This window comes from Schaedlerella sp. (assembly GCF_056796775.1).
In genome coordinates this window covers 1-17551 of record NZ_JBQIKP010000035.1, presented here as the reverse complement: position 1 = coordinate 17551, position 17551 = coordinate 1, and the positions used below count along the sequence as shown (strand labels likewise).

12 protein-coding genes are annotated in these 17551 nt (G+C 50.4%); all 12 read left to right on the top strand.

Annotated elements, in window-relative coordinates; all coding sequences use genetic code 11:
* Positions 1-72: 72 nt before the first annotated feature.
* The 12 genes from ACTOY7_RS15035 to ACTOY7_RS14980 all read left to right on the top strand — a co-directional run bounded on the left by ACTOY7_RS15035 (position 73) and on the right by ACTOY7_RS14980 (position 17409).
* Complete coding sequence (locus tag ACTOY7_RS15035; protein ID WP_482671248.1) at positions 73-1497, top strand: aminopeptidase; 1425 nt, start codon at positions 73-75, stop codon at positions 1495-1497.
* A gap of 81 nt (positions 1498-1578) precedes the next feature.
* Positions 1579-1722: a six-cysteine ranthipeptide SCIFF gene (gene scfA, locus ACTOY7_RS15030; protein ID WP_004079507.1), complete on the top strand. Its 144-nt coding sequence runs from the start codon at positions 1579-1581 to the stop codon at positions 1720-1722.
* Positions 1723-1796: 74 nt separating this feature from the next.
* Positions 1797-3200: a thioether cross-link-forming SCIFF peptide maturase gene (gene scfB / locus ACTOY7_RS15025; RefSeq protein WP_482671247.1), complete on the top strand. Its 1404-nt coding sequence runs from the start codon at positions 1797-1799 to the stop codon at positions 3198-3200.
* A gap of 30 nt (positions 3201-3230) precedes the next feature.
* Positions 3231-5483 carry a protein translocase subunit SecD gene (gene secD, locus ACTOY7_RS15020; protein WP_482672229.1) on the top strand — a complete coding sequence of 751 codons (2253 nt, stop codon included), beginning with the start codon at positions 3231-3233 and terminating at the stop codon, positions 5481-5483.
* A gap of 188 nt (positions 5484-5671) precedes the next feature.
* Positions 5672-7384: a single-stranded-DNA-specific exonuclease RecJ gene (gene recJ / locus ACTOY7_RS15015; RefSeq protein WP_482671928.1), complete on the top strand. Its 1713-nt coding sequence runs from the start codon at positions 5672-5674 to the stop codon at positions 7382-7384.
* A 141-nt stretch (positions 7385-7525) separates the two neighbouring features.
* Entirely contained in the window at positions 7526-9838 is a 2313-nt protein-coding gene (locus ACTOY7_RS15010) for a RelA/SpoT family protein (protein ID WP_300884724.1), read from the top strand.
* 77 nt (positions 9839-9915) lie between these two features.
* Positions 9916-10572: an MBL fold metallo-hydrolase gene (locus ACTOY7_RS15005; protein ID WP_482671912.1), complete on the top strand. Its 657-nt coding sequence runs from the start codon at positions 9916-9918 to the stop codon at positions 10570-10572.
* Positions 10569-12014, top strand: a complete 1446-nt coding sequence (gene hemZ / locus ACTOY7_RS15000) for a coproporphyrinogen dehydrogenase HemZ (RefSeq protein ID WP_482671910.1) — start codon at positions 10569-10571, stop codon at positions 12012-12014. The genes ACTOY7_RS15005 and hemZ overlap by 4 nt, the downstream gene beginning before the upstream one ends.
* A 157-nt stretch (positions 12015-12171) precedes the next feature.
* On the top strand, positions 12172-12834 hold the full coding sequence (locus tag ACTOY7_RS14995) for a response regulator transcription factor (protein WP_482671909.1): 663 nt from the start codon (positions 12172-12174) through the stop codon (positions 12832-12834).
* A gap of 49 nt (positions 12835-12883) precedes the next feature.
* Positions 12884-14062 carry a sensor histidine kinase gene (locus tag ACTOY7_RS14990; RefSeq protein ID WP_482672228.1) on the top strand — a complete coding sequence of 393 codons (1179 nt, stop codon included), beginning with the start codon at positions 12884-12886 and terminating at the stop codon, positions 14060-14062.
* Positions 14063-14232: 170 nt separating this feature from the next.
* Positions 14233-16602 carry an ABC transporter permease gene (locus tag ACTOY7_RS14985; protein WP_394684192.1) on the top strand — a complete coding sequence of 790 codons (2370 nt, stop codon included), beginning with the start codon at positions 14233-14235 and terminating at the stop codon, positions 16600-16602.
* Between the two features lie 45 nt (positions 16603-16647).
* Entirely contained in the window at positions 16648-17409 is a 762-nt protein-coding gene (locus tag ACTOY7_RS14980; RefSeq protein ID WP_160280791.1) for an ABC transporter ATP-binding protein, read from the top strand.
* Positions 17410-17551 lie beyond the last annotated feature (142 nt).

Here is a 17551-nt window from a genome sequence, read left to right as displayed (position 1 = left end):
GGAATAAAAACGAGGATTTTCTCCATACTATGATAGATCCAGTTTCTAAGTACGATAAAAGGAGCAGATGGTATGGAGAGAAAAAACGCATGGAATTTTTATAATGAGCAAGATTTGGCGGCGGTAGAAGAACTGAGCATTCGATACCGCCGTTTTTTGGATGCGGGAAAAACAGAGCGGGAGTGCGCTGCCGAGTCTGTCCGCATGGCACGGGAGGCGGGATACAGAGATCTCTTACAGATGATTCATCAAGGTGAGTCCTTGAAGCCCGGCGACAAGGTGTATATTTCCTTTATGGAGAAGTCGGCCGCTTTTTTCCGGATCGGCACAGAGCCTCTGGAACAGGGCATGAACATCATCGGTGCCCACATCGACTCCCCGAGGCTGGACCTGAAACAGGTGCCCTGCTACGAGGAGGCCGGAAATGTATACCTGGATACCCACTACTACGGCGGGATCAAAAAATACCAGTGGTTCGCGCTTCCGCTGGCGCTGCACGGGATCGCCGTCCGGAAGGACGGAACCTGGGCCAGGCTGTCCGTGGGCGAGAAGGAAGATGATCCGGTGTTCGTGATCACGGACCTGCTGCCCCATCTCGGCAGAGAGCGGAATGAGCAGAAAGTGAAGGACTTTTTTGACGCGGAGAAGATGGATCTGCTGATCGGAAACCGGCCCGTAAAGGAACAGGATGTAAAGCAGCATATCCTGGGGATCCTGTCCGAAACCTACCAGATTCAGGAGGAGGATTTTTTGTCCGCGGAGCTGGAGATCGTGCCCGCCGGGAGGGCAAGGGAATGCGGACTGGACCGGAGCATGGTGCTCTCCTACGGGCAGGACGACCGGAGCTGCGCTTTTGCCGCATTGCATGCGCTGCTGGGAGACGGGGACAAAGAACCCGGGACACAAGGATGCGGAAGAACAGCCTGCTGCCTGCTGGTGGATAAGGAGGAGACCGGGAGCAACGGCGCCACGGGTATGAAGTCCCGCTTTTTTGAAAACGCGGTAGCCGAGATCCTTGCCATGACCGGGGAAGCATTCGGAAAAACGCCGATACAGGAGGTTCCGTTTGATCTCCGGTTGCGCCGGGCGCTTCTGCATTCCCGGATGCTGTCCGCGGATGTAAGCGCCGCCTATGACCCGGCTTTTGAGAAATATTTTGAAAAGAAAAATTCCGCTTATCTGGGAAACGGGCTTGTATTTAACAAATACAGCGGCAGCGGCGGCAAATCCGGGGCCAATGACGCGAACCCGGAATATATGGCTAAGCTCCGCCGGATCATGGAGGAGCACCATGTGACCTTCCAGACCGCGGAGCTGGGAGCCGTAGACCAGGGGGGCGGCGGTACCATTGCCTATATCATGGCAAAATACGGGATGGAAGTGATCGACTGCGGCCTGGCGGTGCTGAGCATGCATGCGCCCTGGGAGGCGACCAGCAAGGCGGATCTGTACGAGGCCGTGAAAGGTTACAGGGCATTTTACAAAAAAATGCTTTAAAATCAGAGGGCATTGTGCTATAATATTGCGGAGCAGCGGTTTCGGAAGAACCGCAGAGCATGATGAGTAGGAGGATAAGAGATGAAACACATTAAGACACTGAATACGCAGACATTGAACCATACAGTGAATAAAGGCGGATGTGGAGAATGTCAGACGTCCTGTCAGTCCGCATGCAAGACTTCTTGTACCGTGGGAAATCAGACATGCGAGCATAAAAAATAGACAGAATAAGATTGTTAAGGCAGCGGCCTGAGTCGCTGCTTTATCCATGTATAAAGAAGAAAGCGGGGCATATCGTGATACATCAATACCAGAATCATGGATACAACATCGTCCTGGATGTAAACAGCGGTTCCGTCCATGTGGTGGACAAGATCGCCTATGATGTGATCGCCTGTCTGGAGCGGCAGAATCCCTTCCATACCTGCGGTACGCTGAACAGTCCGGGGACCCTGGAAACCCTTTTGCGGGAGCTGCCGGGATATCCGGAGGAGGAAGTGTCGGAGGTGCTGGAGGCAGTGACAGAGCTGACCAGGGTGGGACAGCTATTTACCCGGGATATTTATGAGGACTATATAGACGAAGTAAAGCAGAGAAAGACCGTGGTCAAGGCGCTGTGCCTCCATATCGCCCATGACTGCAACCTTGCCTGCAGATATTGCTTTGCGGAGGAAGGGGAGTACCACGGGCGGCGCGCCATGATGTCCCCGGAGGTCGGGAAGAAGGCACTGGATTTCCTGATCCAGAATTCCGGCAACAGGCACAACCTGGAGGTGGATTTTTTCGGCGGAGAGCCGCTCATGAACTGGAAGACGGTGAAGGAGCTGGTGGCTTATGGAAGAGAGCTGGAGCAGCGGTATGACAAGCATTTCCGGTTTACGCTGACCACCAACGGGGTACTGCTTAATGACGAGGTACAGGAGTTTGTCAACCGGGAGATGGACAATGTGGTGCTGAGCCTGGACGGGCGGAAGGAGGTCAATGACCGGATGCGGCCCTTCCCCAACGGCAGCGGCAGCTATGACCTGATCGTTCCCAAATTCCAGAGGCTGGCCGAGAGCCGGAATCAGGAAAAATACTACATCCGCGGTACATTTACCAGAGAGAACCTGGACTTTTCTAAAGATGTGATGCATTATGTGGATCTGGGGTTCCGGCAGATTTCCATTGAACCTGTGGTGGGCGGGGATACCGATCCCTATGCCATTCAGGAGAGCGACCTGCCCAGGATCTTCGAGGAATATGACATTTTGGCGGATCAGATCATTGAGCACGAGCGAAAAGGGAAAGGATTCCAGTTCTTCCACTTTATGATTGATCTGGAAGGCGGACCCTGTGTGGCAAAGAGGCTGTCCGGATGCGGTTCCGGCACGGAATATCTGGCGGTAACGCCCTGGGGGGATCTGTATCCCTGCCATCAGTTTGTGGGGGATGAGCAGTTTCGTATGGGAAATGTCGCGGACGGCATCACCCGGCCGGAGATTGCCGGGGAATTTCGCGGCTGCAGTGTGTATTCCAAGGAAAAATGCAGAAAGTGCTTTGCGCGTTTTTACTGCAGCGGAGGCTGTATGGCAAATTCTTACAAATTCCATCATACCATCCATGACACTTATGATGTGAGCTGCGAGATGGAACGCAAGAGAGTGGAATGCGCCATTATGATCAAGGCCGCGCTGGCAGATCACGCAGAGAATGCATAAGAGAAAGTAATACAGAAAGGAAAAAAAGTCATGAAAAAAAGTAAAGGCATTATCAGCCTGATTCTGATCGTAGTTCTGATCGGTCTGCTGGGATTTACGACAGCGGTCGGGTTCGGAAAGGGCGGTTCAGGCGCGGCAAGGAATATCAAGCTGGGCCTGGATCTGGAAGGCGGTGTCAGCATCACCTACCAGGTAAAGGGCGGTGCTCCGTCGGCAGAGGATATGGCAGACACCATCTACAAGCTGCAGCGCCGCGTGGAGCAGTACAGCACGGAAGCAACCGTATACCAGGAGGGAGAGGAGCGGATCAGCATCGAGATCCCGGGCGTGACTAATGCCAATGAGATCCTGGATGAGCTGGGACAGCCGGGTTCCCTGTATTTTATCGCGGAGACAGACAGCGAGGGAAAGGAAAACTATACCTATAAGGACGGCGAGTATGTTTTAAATAAGACCATCGAAGACATGCAGAAGGAGGAAGGCTCCATCGTGCTCACCGGTAGGGATGTAAAGAACGCTTCCGCACAGGTGCAGACCAATGAACTGACCAATGCGAACCAGAATGTGGTTACTCTGGAAATGACTCCGGAAGGCACTGAGAAGTTTGCGGAGGCCACCAAGCGGGCATTTAAGGCAGAGGAAAGCATCGGCATCTACTATGACGGTGAGTTTATCAGCGTACCCAATGTCAATGCGGAGATCAAGAACGGTCAGGCAGTCATTGAGGGAAGCATGAGCTATGAGGAGGCGCAGAGAATTTCTTCCACTATCCGGATCGGCGGACTGAGCCTGGAGCTGGAAGAGCTGCGTTCCAACGTGGTAGGCGCACAGCTCGGTGAGGAAGCCATCAGCACCAGTCTGAAAGCCGGGGCCATCGGACTTGCCATTGTATTTATCTTCATGTGTGCGGCATACCTGCTTCCCGGATTTGCGTCCAGCCTTGCGCTGCTGACCTATACGGGACTGATCCTTGTCCTATTAAATGCATTTGATATCACGCTGACTCTGCCGGGTATCGCAGGTATCATCCTGGGAATCGGTATGGCGGTGGATGCCAATGTCATCATCTTCGCCAGAGTCCGGGAGGAGCTGGCGGAAGGAAAAAGCGTAAAGAGTTCCTTAAATGCCGGATTCCAGAAGGCTATGTCCGCCATCCTGGACGGCAATATCACCACCCTGATCGCGGCCTTTGTCCTGCAGTGGCTGGGAAGCGGTACGGTAAAAGGCTTTGCGCAGACACTGGCAATGGGTATCGTGGTATCCATGTTCACGGCACTGGTGATCACCAGGATCATCATTTACTCCTTCTATGCAGTGGGAATCCGTGACAAGAAGTTCTACGGACATGCGAAGAAGGCGAAACAGACGACAGTCAATTTCCTGGGAAAGAGAAGGCTGTTCTTCGGGATTTCCGTCCTGCTGATCGTAGTTGGATTCGTATTTATGGGAGTCAACGGCGCACAGGGAAAAGGCGTGATGAATTACAGCCTGGAATTTAAAGGCGGTACCTCTACAAGCGTGACCTTTGATAAGGAATATACATTAGAGGAGATCGATCAGGAGATTGTTCCTGAGATCGAATACGTAACAGGAGACAACAACGTACAGGTACAGAAGGTGGAAGGCACCAATCAGGTGATCTTCAAGACCCAGACACTGGATCTGAACAAGCGTGAGGCTTTTAACACCGCAATGACCAGCATTTTCCATGCGGACGAGGCAAAGATCGCAACAGAGAATATCAGTGCCACCGTCAGCTCCGAGATGCGCCAGGATGCCATTGTGGCGGTGATCGTGGCTACGATCTGTATGCTGCTGTACATCTGGTTCCGGTTTAAGGATATCCGATTTGCCACCAGCGCAGTTGCCGCGCTTCTCCACGACGTGCTGATCGTGCTGGCATTCTATGTGGTGGCCAGGGTTTCCGTGGGAAATACCTTTATCGCGTGTATGCTGACCATTGTCGGATATTCCATCAACGCTACCATCGTTATTTTTGACCGGATCCGTGAGGAGCTGCACACGAAGAAGAAAAATGAGGGCTTGGATGAATTGGTGAACCGGTGTATCACCCGGACACTGACAAGAAGTATCTACACCTCCCTGACGACCTTTGTCATGGTGCTGGTGCTGTTCATCATGGGTGTCAGCTCCATCAAGGAATTTGCCCTGCCTCTGATGGTAGGTATCGTATGTGGCGCCTATTCTTCCGTATGTATCACGGGTGCGCTGTGGTATATCATGAAGAGCCGTGAGGGGAAAAAGGCGGCAGCGGGAAAATAAATTACAACTTCCAATGTGTAAAAAATGGGTGTATCTGTGAAGCCTCTGAACAGAGGCAGATGCTAGCAAAAAAGGGACAGGCTGTCTCCTTCCGATCTTGAACAGGAGGGAGGCAGCTTTTTATAGCTGTGGAATATGGAAAGCAGTTCCGTCGTCCCTCTAAATACGAAGAAAGAAAAGGAGCTATCATGGAAAAATGGTTTGTAACAATGAAAAAAGCAGATTTTAACGGGATTGCCGCAAAGTATCACATTTCTCCGATCCTTGCCAGGCTGATCCGTAACCGGGATGTGAAGGAGGACGCTCAGATCAGCAGCTATCTGAACGGAACTGCTGCGGACCTGTACGACGGAAGGCAGATGAAGGATATGGACAGGGCCGTGGAGATCCTGAAAGAGAAGATCCAGGCGCATGTGCCGGTCCGGGTGATCGGAGACTATGACATTGACGGAGTCAATGCGTCTTACATCCTTCAGGAAGGCCTGTCCGGGCTGGAGGCGGATGTGGACGCGGACATTCCGGACCGGATCCGGGACGGCTTCGGGCTGAACAAAATGCTGATCGACAAGGCACTCGAGGACGGGATTGATACGATCATCACCTGCGACAACGGGATTGCGGCTCTCGATGAGATCGCGTATGGGAAGGAGCGCGGGCTGACCATCATCGTCACTGACCACCATGAGATTCCCTACCTGGAAACCGAAGGTGGGAGAAGCTACCAGATCCCTCCGGCGGACGCGGTGGTGGATCCCCACCGTCCGGACTGTGAGTACCCGTTCAAGGGACTGTGCGGTGCGGCGGTCGCCTTTAAGCTGGTGGAGGCGCTCTACCGGGCTTTGGAAGAGGATCCGGGGAGGATCCGGCATCTGATGGAGCATGTGGCCATTGCCACGGTGGGGGATGTGATGGACCTCCAAGGAGAAAACCGGATTTTCGTGAAGACCGGACTGAATATGCTGAAAAGCACCCGGAACGAGGGACTCAAAGCACTCATTGAATGTACCGGAGTACCTGTGGACAAGATCAGCGCCTACCACATCGGTTTTGTCCTGGGACCCTGCATCAATGCCAGTGGCAGACTGGATACGGCCAAGCGCGCTCTGGCCCTTCTGAACGCAAAGGACGCAGAAGAGGCATCCCGTTTGGCGGAGGAATTGAAGGAGCTGAATGACAGCCGTAAGGATATGACAGAGCAGGGCGTGGAGCAGGCCGTGGAGATGATCGAAAATTCCTCTCTGAAAAAGGACAAGGTCCTGGTGGTCTATCTGCCGGATTGCCATGAGAGCATTGCCGGGATCATCGCCGGGCGCATCCGGGAGCGGTATTACCGCCCGGTTTTTGTACTGACCTCCGCAGAGGAAGGAGTGAAAGGCTCCGGGCGTTCCATTGAGAACTACCATATGTTCGAGGAGATGAACCGGTGCCGGGAGCTGTTTACCAGATTCGGGGGGCATAAGCTTGCGGCAGGATTGTCTCTGCCTGAGGAAAATGTGGATGTATTCCGGAAGCGGATCAATGAGCTGTCGGGGCTGACGGAGGAGGACCTGCTCGAGAAGGTATCCATTGACATGCAGCTTCCGATCGCCTATTTATCGCAGAAGCTGGTGGAAGAGCTGGAGCTTTTGGAACCCTTTGGAAAGGGAAACCCCAGGCCGTTATTTGTGGAAAAAAACCTGCGTGTGATATCCCCAAGGATCGTGGGAAAGAACCAGAATGTGCTGAAATTTCAAGTAGAGGATGCCAGAGGGCTTCGGATGGATGCGGTATATTTCGGAGATGTCGGTGCATGCATGGAATATATGAAGCACAAAAGCAAGATGGCGTTTACATATTATCCGTCGGTGAATGAGTATATGGGGAGAAGGAGCCTTCAGATCACGGTGGTGCATTACCGGTAAAGAAAGGCTTTACAATCTGAAAAAAAATGTTATACTTAAAGTTATATTTTGTTTAGAAAGAGCGGCGAAAGTACGCCCCGGTCGGGAGGAAAGCCAGGGTCTGCTCAGGTTACTGCTCAGGAAAGGAAGTGGGGAATTGATATGGCAGGGATAATGGAATACGAAACGATAAATAAAAGTCTTGGTACGGTTGACGGACATGCGGTCATGAATCCTGAGGATTATCAAGACCCTGACGTTTTATATCAGGCATTGGTGAACCGGATCCGGAAGTACCATCCTTCCGCCGATATTACCCTGATCGAGAAGGCGTACCATCTGGCGAAGGAAGCGCATCAGGACCAGGTGCGCAAGTCCGGAGAGCCTTACCTGATCCATCCCATGTGGGTGGGGATCATTCTTGCCAACCTGGAGATGGATAAGGAAACTATTGCGGCAGGGATGCTCCATGACGTGGTGGAGGATACGGACGTGACGCTGGAGGATATCTCCCGGGAATTTGGGGAAGAGGTCGCTCTCCTGGTGGACGGGGTGACCAAGCTGGGACAGCTCAGCTATTCCAAGGACAAGGATAAGCTGGAGATCCAGGCGGAGAACCTGCGGAAGATGTTTCTGGCCATGGCCAAGGATATCCGGGTGATCATCATCAAGCTGGCGGACCGTCTGCATAATATGCGTACTCTGGAATTTATGATTCCAAGGAAGCAGCAGGAAAAGGCAAGGGAGACCATGGATATCTATGCGCCCATTGCACAGCGGCTTGGAATCTCCAAGATCAAGATCGAGCTGGACGACCTGTCGCTGAAGTATTCCCAGCCGGAGGTGTACGGACAGCTTGTCAGCGACCTCAATGAACGGAAGACAAAGCGGGAAGAATTCGTGCAGCAGATCGTGGCAGAGGTTTCCCGGCATATGGAAAATGCCCATATTCATGCGAAGGTCTATGGGCGGGTCAAGCATTTTTTCAGCATTTACAAAAAAATGGTGCTCCAGAATAAGACGCTGGATCAGGTCTATGACCTGTTTGCCGTGCGGATCATCGTGGATTCGGTGAAGGACTGCTATGCGGCGCTGGGTGTGATCCATGAGATGTATACGCCGATTCCGGGCCGATTCAAGGATTATATCGCTATGCCCAAGGTGAATATGTACCAGTCCCTTCATACGACGCTGATGGGACCCTCCGGGCAGCCCTTTGAGATCCAGATCCGGACGGAGGAGATGCATAAGACGGCCGAATACGGAATCGCGGCCCATTGGAAATACAAAGAGAGCGGGGACTCCAGCAAGAGTACGAAAACCCAGGAGGAGGAGAAGCTGAGCTGGCTGCGGCAGATCCTGGAGTGGCAGCGGGACATGTCCGACAACCGGGAGTTTTTAAGCCTGTTAAAGGGCGATCTGGATCTGTTTACGGAGGATGTATACTGCTTCACTCCCAACGGGGATGTGAAAAGCCTGCCCAACGGCTCCACACCCGTAGACTTTGCCTATGCCATCCACAGCGCGGTAGGCAATCGGATGGTGGGAGCCAGGGTGAACGGAAAGCTGGTGACCATTGATTACAAGATTCAGAACGGGGACCGCATTGAGGTGCTGACCTCTCAGAATTCCAAGGGTCCCAGCAGGGACTGGCTCAATATCGTGAAGAGCCCCCAGGCAAAATCCAAGATCAATCAGTGGTTTAAGAAGGAATTTAAGGAAGAAAATATTGTTCGGGGGAAGGATCTGATCTCTTCCTACTGCCGGATGAAATCGATTAATATGGCGGATGTGCTCAAGCCGAAGTACCAGCAGGTGGTCCAGAAAAAATACGGCTTTCGGGACTGGGACGCGGTTCTGGCGGCAGTAGGACACGGCGGGCTTAAGGAAGGCCAGGTGGTGAACCGCCTCCAGGAGGAATACGAAAAAGAGCACAAGAAGGAACTGACCGAGGAGCTGATCCTGAGCAAGATCTATGACAGCGCCAACCAGAAGGTTCATGTGGCAAAGTCCAGGAGCGGGATCATGGTGCGCGGGATCGCGGATGTGGCGGTGCGTTTTCCAAGGTGCTGCAATCCGGTGCCGGGTGATGAGATCGTGGGATTCGTGACCCGGGGCAAAGGCATGACCATCCATCGGACGGACTGCGTCAATATGCTGCACCTCTCCGACGCGGAGCGGGAGCGGCTGATTGATGTGGAATGGGGCGAGACTCCGGAGAACGAGAGCGGCGGACAGTATCTGGCGGAGCTCAAGATCTTCACCGATGACCGCCAGGGGCTTCTGATGGAGATTACCAAGATCTTCACCGAGGGCAAGCTGGATGTAAAGTCTATGAATGTAAGGACGAGCAAAAAGGGAACCGCTACATTTGACATGGGATTTATCGTTCATGGAAGAGAAGAGCTGGATAAGGTGATCGAGAAGGTACGCCAGCTTGACGGGGTGATCGATATTGAAAGAACAGCGGGATAGAAGCGCGCCATCGTTTTGAACAGAAGGCAGGCATGCCTGAATGACACGGAAAGGACGGCAGGTAAATCGGAATTATGATAAAGATTCGAAATTTTGTACTTGGTATGGTGCGTACCAATTGTTATCTTGTGACCAATGAAGAGACCGGACAATGTGTTCTGATCGACTCGGCAGTGTATTCAACGGAAATCACAGAACAGATTTGCGGGGAGGGCCTGGATTTCCAGGGGATTCTGCTGACCCACGGACATTTCGACCACATCATGGGGATCGACGGATTCCAGAAGGAATTTCCGGGGATTCCGGTTTATGCGCACCGGGAGGAGGAAGTACTGCTGACAGATGCATCCATGAATGCGTCTGCGGACTTCGGTAGGCAATATACGTATAGCGGGGCGTCCTATACAGAGGACGGAGGGTGTCTGGAGCTTGCCGGGCTGCAGTTCCAGGTGATCCATACGCCGGGGCATACCATCGGCGGATGCTGCTATTATCTGCCTGAGGAGAAGGTATTGTTCAGCGGGGATACCCTGTTTCGGGAATCCATCGGCAGGACGGATTTTCCAACCGGAAACAGCAGCCAGCTGATGCGTTCCGTCCGGAAGAAGCTTTTTACCCTTCCGGAGGATACGGTGGTCTATCCGGGGCATATGGAGGCAACGACGATTGGGGACGAGCTGAAATACAATCCTTATTTTGAGAGAACAGCTCCTAGGAAAATGAGTGACTTATGAGTATGAATGGATGTAAAGCGGCAGCGGTTTCCTGTAAAGAAACCCTGTATACCTATAACATGTTTCATATGGTAAAAGCCTTTTTTCCGGAGGCGGAGATCAGGCAGACCGTGGATGAAGAGCAGGAACCTCTTGTAAACCTTGTGTTGGACGGAGGTTCTTGTTTTTCCGTGATGCCGGATCTGAGTGTGAAAACGGGAGCGCCGGACAGAGATGAGCGGAAAAAGCAGGTGACCCGGCAGATCTATGACTATCTGGCTGCCTATACGGGGAAGCGGCTTGCCTGGGGGACTCTGACCGGAGTCCGTCCAGTGAAGCTCGCCATGAATCGGCTGAAAGCCGGGGACGGGGAGGAGGAGATCACAGCCTTCCTTCAGCGGGAATATCAGGTTTCCGAAGAAAAGGCACGGCTTGCGGCACGGATCGCAGAGCGGGAGATGGTATTGCTGGACAGGCTGGATTATAAGAACGGATTCAGCCTGTATATCGGCATTCCGTTTTGCCCCAGTATCTGTTCCTACTGTTCGTTCAGCTCCTCGCCCATCGGGCTGTGGAAGGATCGGGTGGAGGACTATCTGGAAGCCCTGTTCCGGGAAATTCAGGCTATCGGGGCTTTGACCTCCGGCAGGCAACCGGACACGGTCTATATCGGCGGCGGAACCCCTGTAACATTGGAAGCGGCCCAGTTGGACAGGCTGCTGTCTCTGGTAGAGGACACTTTTCCTGAGGCCGTATCCGGGAAGGGGCTTTTGGAGTATACGGTGGAAGCGGGGCGGCCGGATGCCATCACGCGGGAAAAGCTGGAAGTACTTCGGCGGCACAAGATCAGCCGGATCTCGGTCAATCCCCAGACCATGCGGCAGAAGACGCTGGACCGGATCGGAAGGCGGCATACGGTGGAGGATGCGGTCCGAAGCTTTTGGCTGGCCCGGGAGCTGGGCTTTGACAATATCAACATGGACCTGATCGCCGGACTGCCGGGAGAAACCGCGGCGGATATGCAGGACACCCTCCGGCAGATTGAGGCCCTCTGTCCGGACAGCCTCACCGTGCATTCCCTTGCAGTCAAGCGGGCGGCGCAGATGGGGCAGGAGAAAAGCGAAGCGTGCAATCTGGAACACCGGGAGATCTCCCGGATGATCCAGGACAGTGGGGATGCGGCAAAACGGATGGGGATGGTTCCCTATTATCTGTACCGGCAGAAAAATATTGCCGGGAATTTTGAAAATGTCGGCTATGCAAGGGCTGACAAGGCCGGGATTTATAATATACTGATTATGGAGGAAGTGCAGACTATTATTGCTTGCGGAGCAGGCAGCGTGTCAAAGCGAGTTTATCCAGATGGGGGGATTGAGCGAAGCGAGAATGTGAAGGATGTGGCTCTATATATACATAAAATAGACGAAATGATTGAGAGAAAACGGAAACTTCTTGAGGATTAGAAAGAGTTTTTGTTGTACGCTTTTGGAAGTAGTAAGCAACCTGTCGAACCCATTAAGAAGATATTAAGGATTTACCAGAGCCTTGACAGGAATGTTGGGGCTCTTTTTCTTCGGATTCTGAGGTGTAAGAAGAGCAAGGAAGGATAAGTAAGGAAAGATGCTGGATATATTAATTGTAGAAGATAACAAAGAAATCGGTACTCTGCTGTGTGATTTTCTGCGTAAGGAGAATTACACGGTCAGTGTAGCCCGGACCGGGGAAAAAGCTCTGGAATTGTATGAAAAATACGGAGCCAGAGTGATCATTTTGGATATCATGCTTCCCGGAATCGATGGATTTGCGGTTTGTTCCAGGATCAGGGAGACTTCCAATACCCATATTCTGATCGCCAGCGCCAGGGTGGAAAAGAACGATCAATTAAAAGGCTTAAATCTTGGCGCGGACGATTACATTGAGAAACCTTATGACATAGATATTTTAATTGCCAAGATCAACGGTATTTTTAAAAGAAAATATGGTCAGGCAGAGATTGTAGAAGGGAACATCCGATTGAATACTGTGCATCAGACGGTATCTGTAGACGGGCAGAAAAAGGAAGTGACCGAAAAGGAGTTTGCACTGTTAAGGCTGTTGATCGAGAATAAGAATGTAACGATGAAGAAGGAGTATTTGTTCAATTCTGTTTGGGGAAGCGACAGTGATTCGGAGCTTCAGACACTGACGGTACATATTAAGCGGCTCAGGGAAAAAATAGAAGAAGAACCCAGAAACCCTAAGCATATTATCACAGAGTGGGGAGTTGGGTATCGGTTTGAGTAAGTTTAAGATTTTTATGCGTTGGATTGTCCTTGCTGAGATATTGCTCCTATTGTCGGCGAATATACTGTATTTTTATCAAAATCATGACAGCGACGGAAAACTATATCTTGTGGAAGCAAAGCGCGCGATCAAAGAAATAGAAGAACAAAAATCAGAGGCATCGGAAATAGAAGCAATGCGTTTCGATCAGTATGAGACGATCATGGGAATCAGGGAATTTGTTGCAGGAGAAGCCTGTGATCACGAGTATTTAGTGGAAGAAATAGACGGCAAACTGTATCGGATCGAATATGCAGAGGAAAGAAGTACGCGTCTGCCTTTGTACATCAATCTCTCGTTGCTGGGGATGATGATCGTGACAAATATTGTGCTGGTGTATGTGTATATAAAAATCTTAAAACCTTTTCAGGATATGAGTGATTTACCTTATGGGCTGGCGAAAGGGAATCTGTCCATGCCTGTAAAAGAAGAAAAAAGCAAGCTGTTTGGACGTTTCCTGTGGGGAATGGACATGCTTCGCAAAAAGCTGGAGGAAACAAAGGAGAAAGAGCTTGCATTTCAAAAGGAGCGGAAGGAATTGATTCTTTCTCTGTCCCATGATATCAAAACACCGCTTTCTTCCATTGAATTGTATTCGAAAGCGTTGTCGGAGGATCTGTATGACACACAGGAGAGAAAGGACGAAGCTTTGCAGGGCATTGCGAGGAATGTGAAGGAAATCAAGGGATACGTGAATGAAATTGTAACAGCATCCAGAGAAGATTTCCTGAATTTGGAAGTGCATATGGGAGAGTATTACCTTTCAGAGGTTATAAAAGCCACAGAAAGCTATTATAAGGAGAAGCTGTCCGTCATCCATACGGAATTTCAGGTGGATGAAATTACAGAATGTCTTGTTAAAGGGGATCAGGACCGTATGGCCGAGGTCCTGCAGAATGTGATGGAAAATGCCATAAAATACGGTGATGGCAAGCGGATCCGCATTTCCTTTGGGGAGGAAGAAGACTGTAAATTAATACAGATCGAAAACTCAGGGCGCAGTCTGAAAAAAGAGGAGCTTCCCAATCTTTTCGATTCCTTTTACCGCGGAAGCAACAGCACCGGCAGGAAAGGGAGCGGCCTGGGGCTTTATATCTGCAAAACATTGATGCGTAAAATGGACGGTGAAATCTTTGCCGGGATGAAGGAAGATCTTTTTTGCGCGACGATCGTCGTCAGAAAAGCATAATGGATATGGAAACCTCAGGGTTAGATTTATTGACTCTGAGGTTTTCTGTATACCATCGTATGCAGAAAGGCTGCCAGTGGCAGGCTTTCTGCATTTAAGGATTATTTCATAATTTTGGTGTTAGTATATCTCTTGCGGAATCGATTCAGAAGCAAGAGAGGAGTAAAAGAATGTATCTGAACATACTGAAAAAGGATTTAAATCGAAAAAGGGCAATGAACATCATTCTTCTGTTATTTATGATTCTTGCCACAATGTTTGTAGCGTCAAGTGTAAACAACATCATAAATGTCACCACGGCACTGGACAGCTATTTTGAAATGGCGGATGCGCCTGATTATGCTGCGGCTGCCATGAATAAAAATCTTGTTGTTGACATTGATGAAACGGTAAGCCAGGCAAGCGCGGTAGATCGTTATGCAACGGAAAACGTATTGTTTTTATCGTCCGACAATTTTATCTATGGGAACGAGGATATCGTCAGCAAGGGTTCGAATCTGGTTCACAGTGACATTTGTATGAATTATTTCCTTTCCGACGGCAGTATCCTTGAAACGGTCAGGCCGGGCGAATTTTATATGTCGGAGGGGGAAGCGGACGCGCGCGGTATTGATGTGGGCGATCAGCTTACCATAGAATGTAACGGCGCGCGCCGTGAATTTGTCCTTGCGGATAAAATAAAGGACGCGCTTTTCGGCTCAAAGCAGATGACATTAACCCGTTATATCATAAGCGAGGAGGATTTTGAGAACTTCCTTTCCGCAGAAAACACAGAAGAATATTATGGCGGTACGCTTGTTTACATCTATTCTTCCGATATGGAAACGGCTCTGCCGCAGATCAAACCGCTTGTAGACAACAGCGCTCTCACAATGGACAGAGCCACTATGAAATTCACCTATGTTTTTGATATGATCGTGGTAGGTCTTCTGCTTATGGTAAGCATGATTCTTATTATCATCGCATTTGTGGTTTTACGTTTTACCATTTCCTTTACGCTTTCGGAGGAATTCCGTGAAATCGGAGTCATGAAAGCGATTGGTATCGGCAATTTCAAAATCCGGGGCTTCTACCTTGTGAAATACATGGGGCTTTCTATCATCGGCGCGGCGGTCGGACTTGTCCTCAGCTTCCCCTTTGGTAAAATGCTGATGAGCGTTTCCTCGCAGAACATCATTGTCGGAAATCAGAGTCCGGTTTTGGTAAACATTGTCTGTGCTATCCTTGTCGTCGCGGTCATTTTATGGTTCTGCTATGGCTGTACAGGCAGGGTGAAGAAATTGACGCCCATTGACGCAATCAGAAACGGCCAGACCGGGGAGCGTTTTCGGAAAAAGAGCCTTATGAGTCTGGGGAAATCCAGGCTCCCGATGGCGCCTTTCCTTGCGCTGAATGATATGGTAAGCAGCCCCAGGCGTTATGGCATCATTACGCTCACATTCTTCCTGTGTCTGTCTCTTTTGCTGATCCTTTCGGCAACGGTTTCTACCATGAACAGCGGCAGTCTTGCCGCAACATTTGGATGGGCAGACTGCGATATTTATCTGGACAGTAAAATCATCGCGGAATGTATGCTGGAAGACGGACACGAAAAGCTTGAAAAGCACATCGATGAAATGGAACAGACTCTTGCAGAGCACGGTATTCCTGCAAAATGCTATCAGGAAATGATGTTTATCCTGCCCGCCTCTTTCGGAGAAGACGAGAGCAATATCTGTATCTATCAAGGCACAGGCTCCACAATGGATATGTACGAATACACGGCAGGAACAGCACCGCAGAATACCGATGAAATTGCCATCACTCGGATTGCCGCGGATAAGCTGAACGCAACGATTGGTGATACTGTTACGATCAAAACCATTGACGGAGAGAAGGAATATATCATTTCGGCGTTTTTCCAGTCTATGAATATGCAGGGCAGCGGTATCAGGCTTCACAGCGATGCGTATATCAATTACGTTCAGGCGGCTGCCAGTGTCGATGGTACGCAGATCACCTTTACGGATCATCCTGACAGCAGGGAAATCGAACGGAGAATGGAAGAAATCCAGAGGATTTTTCCTGATTATAAAAATATAAGAACCTGCGCCGAAGCAACCGCGGATATGATCGGTATTGGGGGAGCTCTTGATGCGGTAAAATCTCTTGTAGGGGTTCTCACAATCGTATTAGCCGCACTCATAACCGTACTTATGGAGCGCTCTTTTATCGCAAAGGAGCAGGGTGAAATTGCGCTCATGAAAGCCGTAGGCACACGAAACGGAAAAATCTATGCATACCACACTTTACGGTTTTTATTCGTGGGTATCATGGCTGTGATGATCGGCGAAATTTTCACAATGCCCCTGACCCACCTGTGCATTGACCCGATCTTTCAAATGATGGGGATGGAGCTTGCGGTTGACTACGTGACCGATCCTGTTGAAATGTATCTGATCTTCCCTGTAGTCGTTCTTGCCACAACAACGGTAAGTGCGTTCCTGACCTCGCTTTACACAAGAAAGATCAAGTCCTCCGACACTGCCAATATGGAATAGGTTTCAATCATTTTGAGTCATTTTGAATTAAGAAAGGAAACGACTATGAATATCTTAGAAGTAAAAGACCTCTGTAAAACATATATCGTAAACAAACGCCAGAACAACGTTTTGAAAAATGTAAGCTTTACCGTTTCTGAAGGCGAAATGGCAGCCGTTATGGGTCCTTCAGGCTCGGGGAAATCCACGCTTTTGTATGCCGTTTCGGGTATGGACTCCATTACAGCGGGCGAAGTAAAATTCTGCGGAAGGAACATTGCAAAAATGGGGGAAAAGGAACTTGCGGATTTGCGTCTGCATGAAATGGGCTTTATCTTTCAGCAGATGTATATGCTGAAAAATCTGACCGTGCTCGACAATATTATTCTTCCCGCTGTACAATCTAAGAAAAATACCGAGACACGTAAGGAAACGGCCCGGCGCGGACAGGATTTCATGCATAAGCTGGGTATTATCGACATTGCCGATAACGACATCAATGAAGTCTCGGGAGGGCAGCTTCAGAGAGCCTGCATCTGCAGAAGCATGATCAACAGCCCGAAGGTTCTGTTCGCGGACGAACCTACGGGAGCCTTGAACAGAACCGCGTCCAATGAGGTGATGGCAGAACTGGTGAAGCTAAACGAAGAGGGAACAACGATCATGATGGTGACCCATGACGCTAAGGTAGCCGCAAAGTGTTCCAGAGTATTGTATATTGTAGACGGCAACATTAAGGGCGAGTATAGAAGCCCGAAAGACTTAGAGACGGAAGAGAAGGACAGGGAGAGACTATTAAATCACTGGCTGTTGGAGCTGGGATGGTAGGTGTATGTTTCCTTCTTTGGCTTCAATGCTTCCAGATTCCAGGTTACTGGTCAGACCCTGACCAAAAATAAACGACCCCGCAGCAAGCTGCGGGGTATTGAGAGAGGTCGCCCCACTACATATAGTCGAATATGCTATACTG

Bases quoted from the DNA above. Each gene is read 5' to 3' on its own strand.
- ACTOY7_RS15035 (WP_482671248.1), top strand. From the start codon at position 73: ATGGAGAGAAAAAACGCATGGAATTTTTATAATGAGCAAGATTTGGCG.
- scfA (WP_004079507.1), top strand. From the start codon at position 1,579: ATGAAACACATTAAGACACTGAATACGCAGACATTGAACCATACAGTG.
- secD (WP_482672229.1), top strand. From the start codon at position 3,231: ATGAAAAAAAGTAAAGGCATTATCAGCCTGATTCTGATCGTAGTTCTG.
- recJ (WP_482671928.1), top strand. From the start codon at position 5,672: ATGGAAAAATGGTTTGTAACAATGAAAAAAGCAGATTTTAACGGGATT.
- ACTOY7_RS15010 (WP_300884724.1), top strand. From the start codon at position 7,526: ATGGCAGGGATAATGGAATACGAAACGATAAATAAAAGTCTTGGTACG.
- hemZ (WP_482671910.1), top strand. From the start codon at position 10,569: ATGAGTATGAATGGATGTAAAGCGGCAGCGGTTTCCTGTAAAGAAACC.
- ACTOY7_RS14995 (WP_482671909.1), top strand. From the start codon at position 12,172: ATGCTGGATATATTAATTGTAGAAGATAACAAAGAAATCGGTACTCTG.
- ACTOY7_RS14985 (WP_394684192.1), top strand. From the start codon at position 14,233: ATGTATCTGAACATACTGAAAAAGGATTTAAATCGAAAAAGGGCAATG.
- ACTOY7_RS14980 (WP_160280791.1), top strand. From the start codon at position 16,648: ATGAATATCTTAGAAGTAAAAGACCTCTGTAAAACATATATCGTAAAC.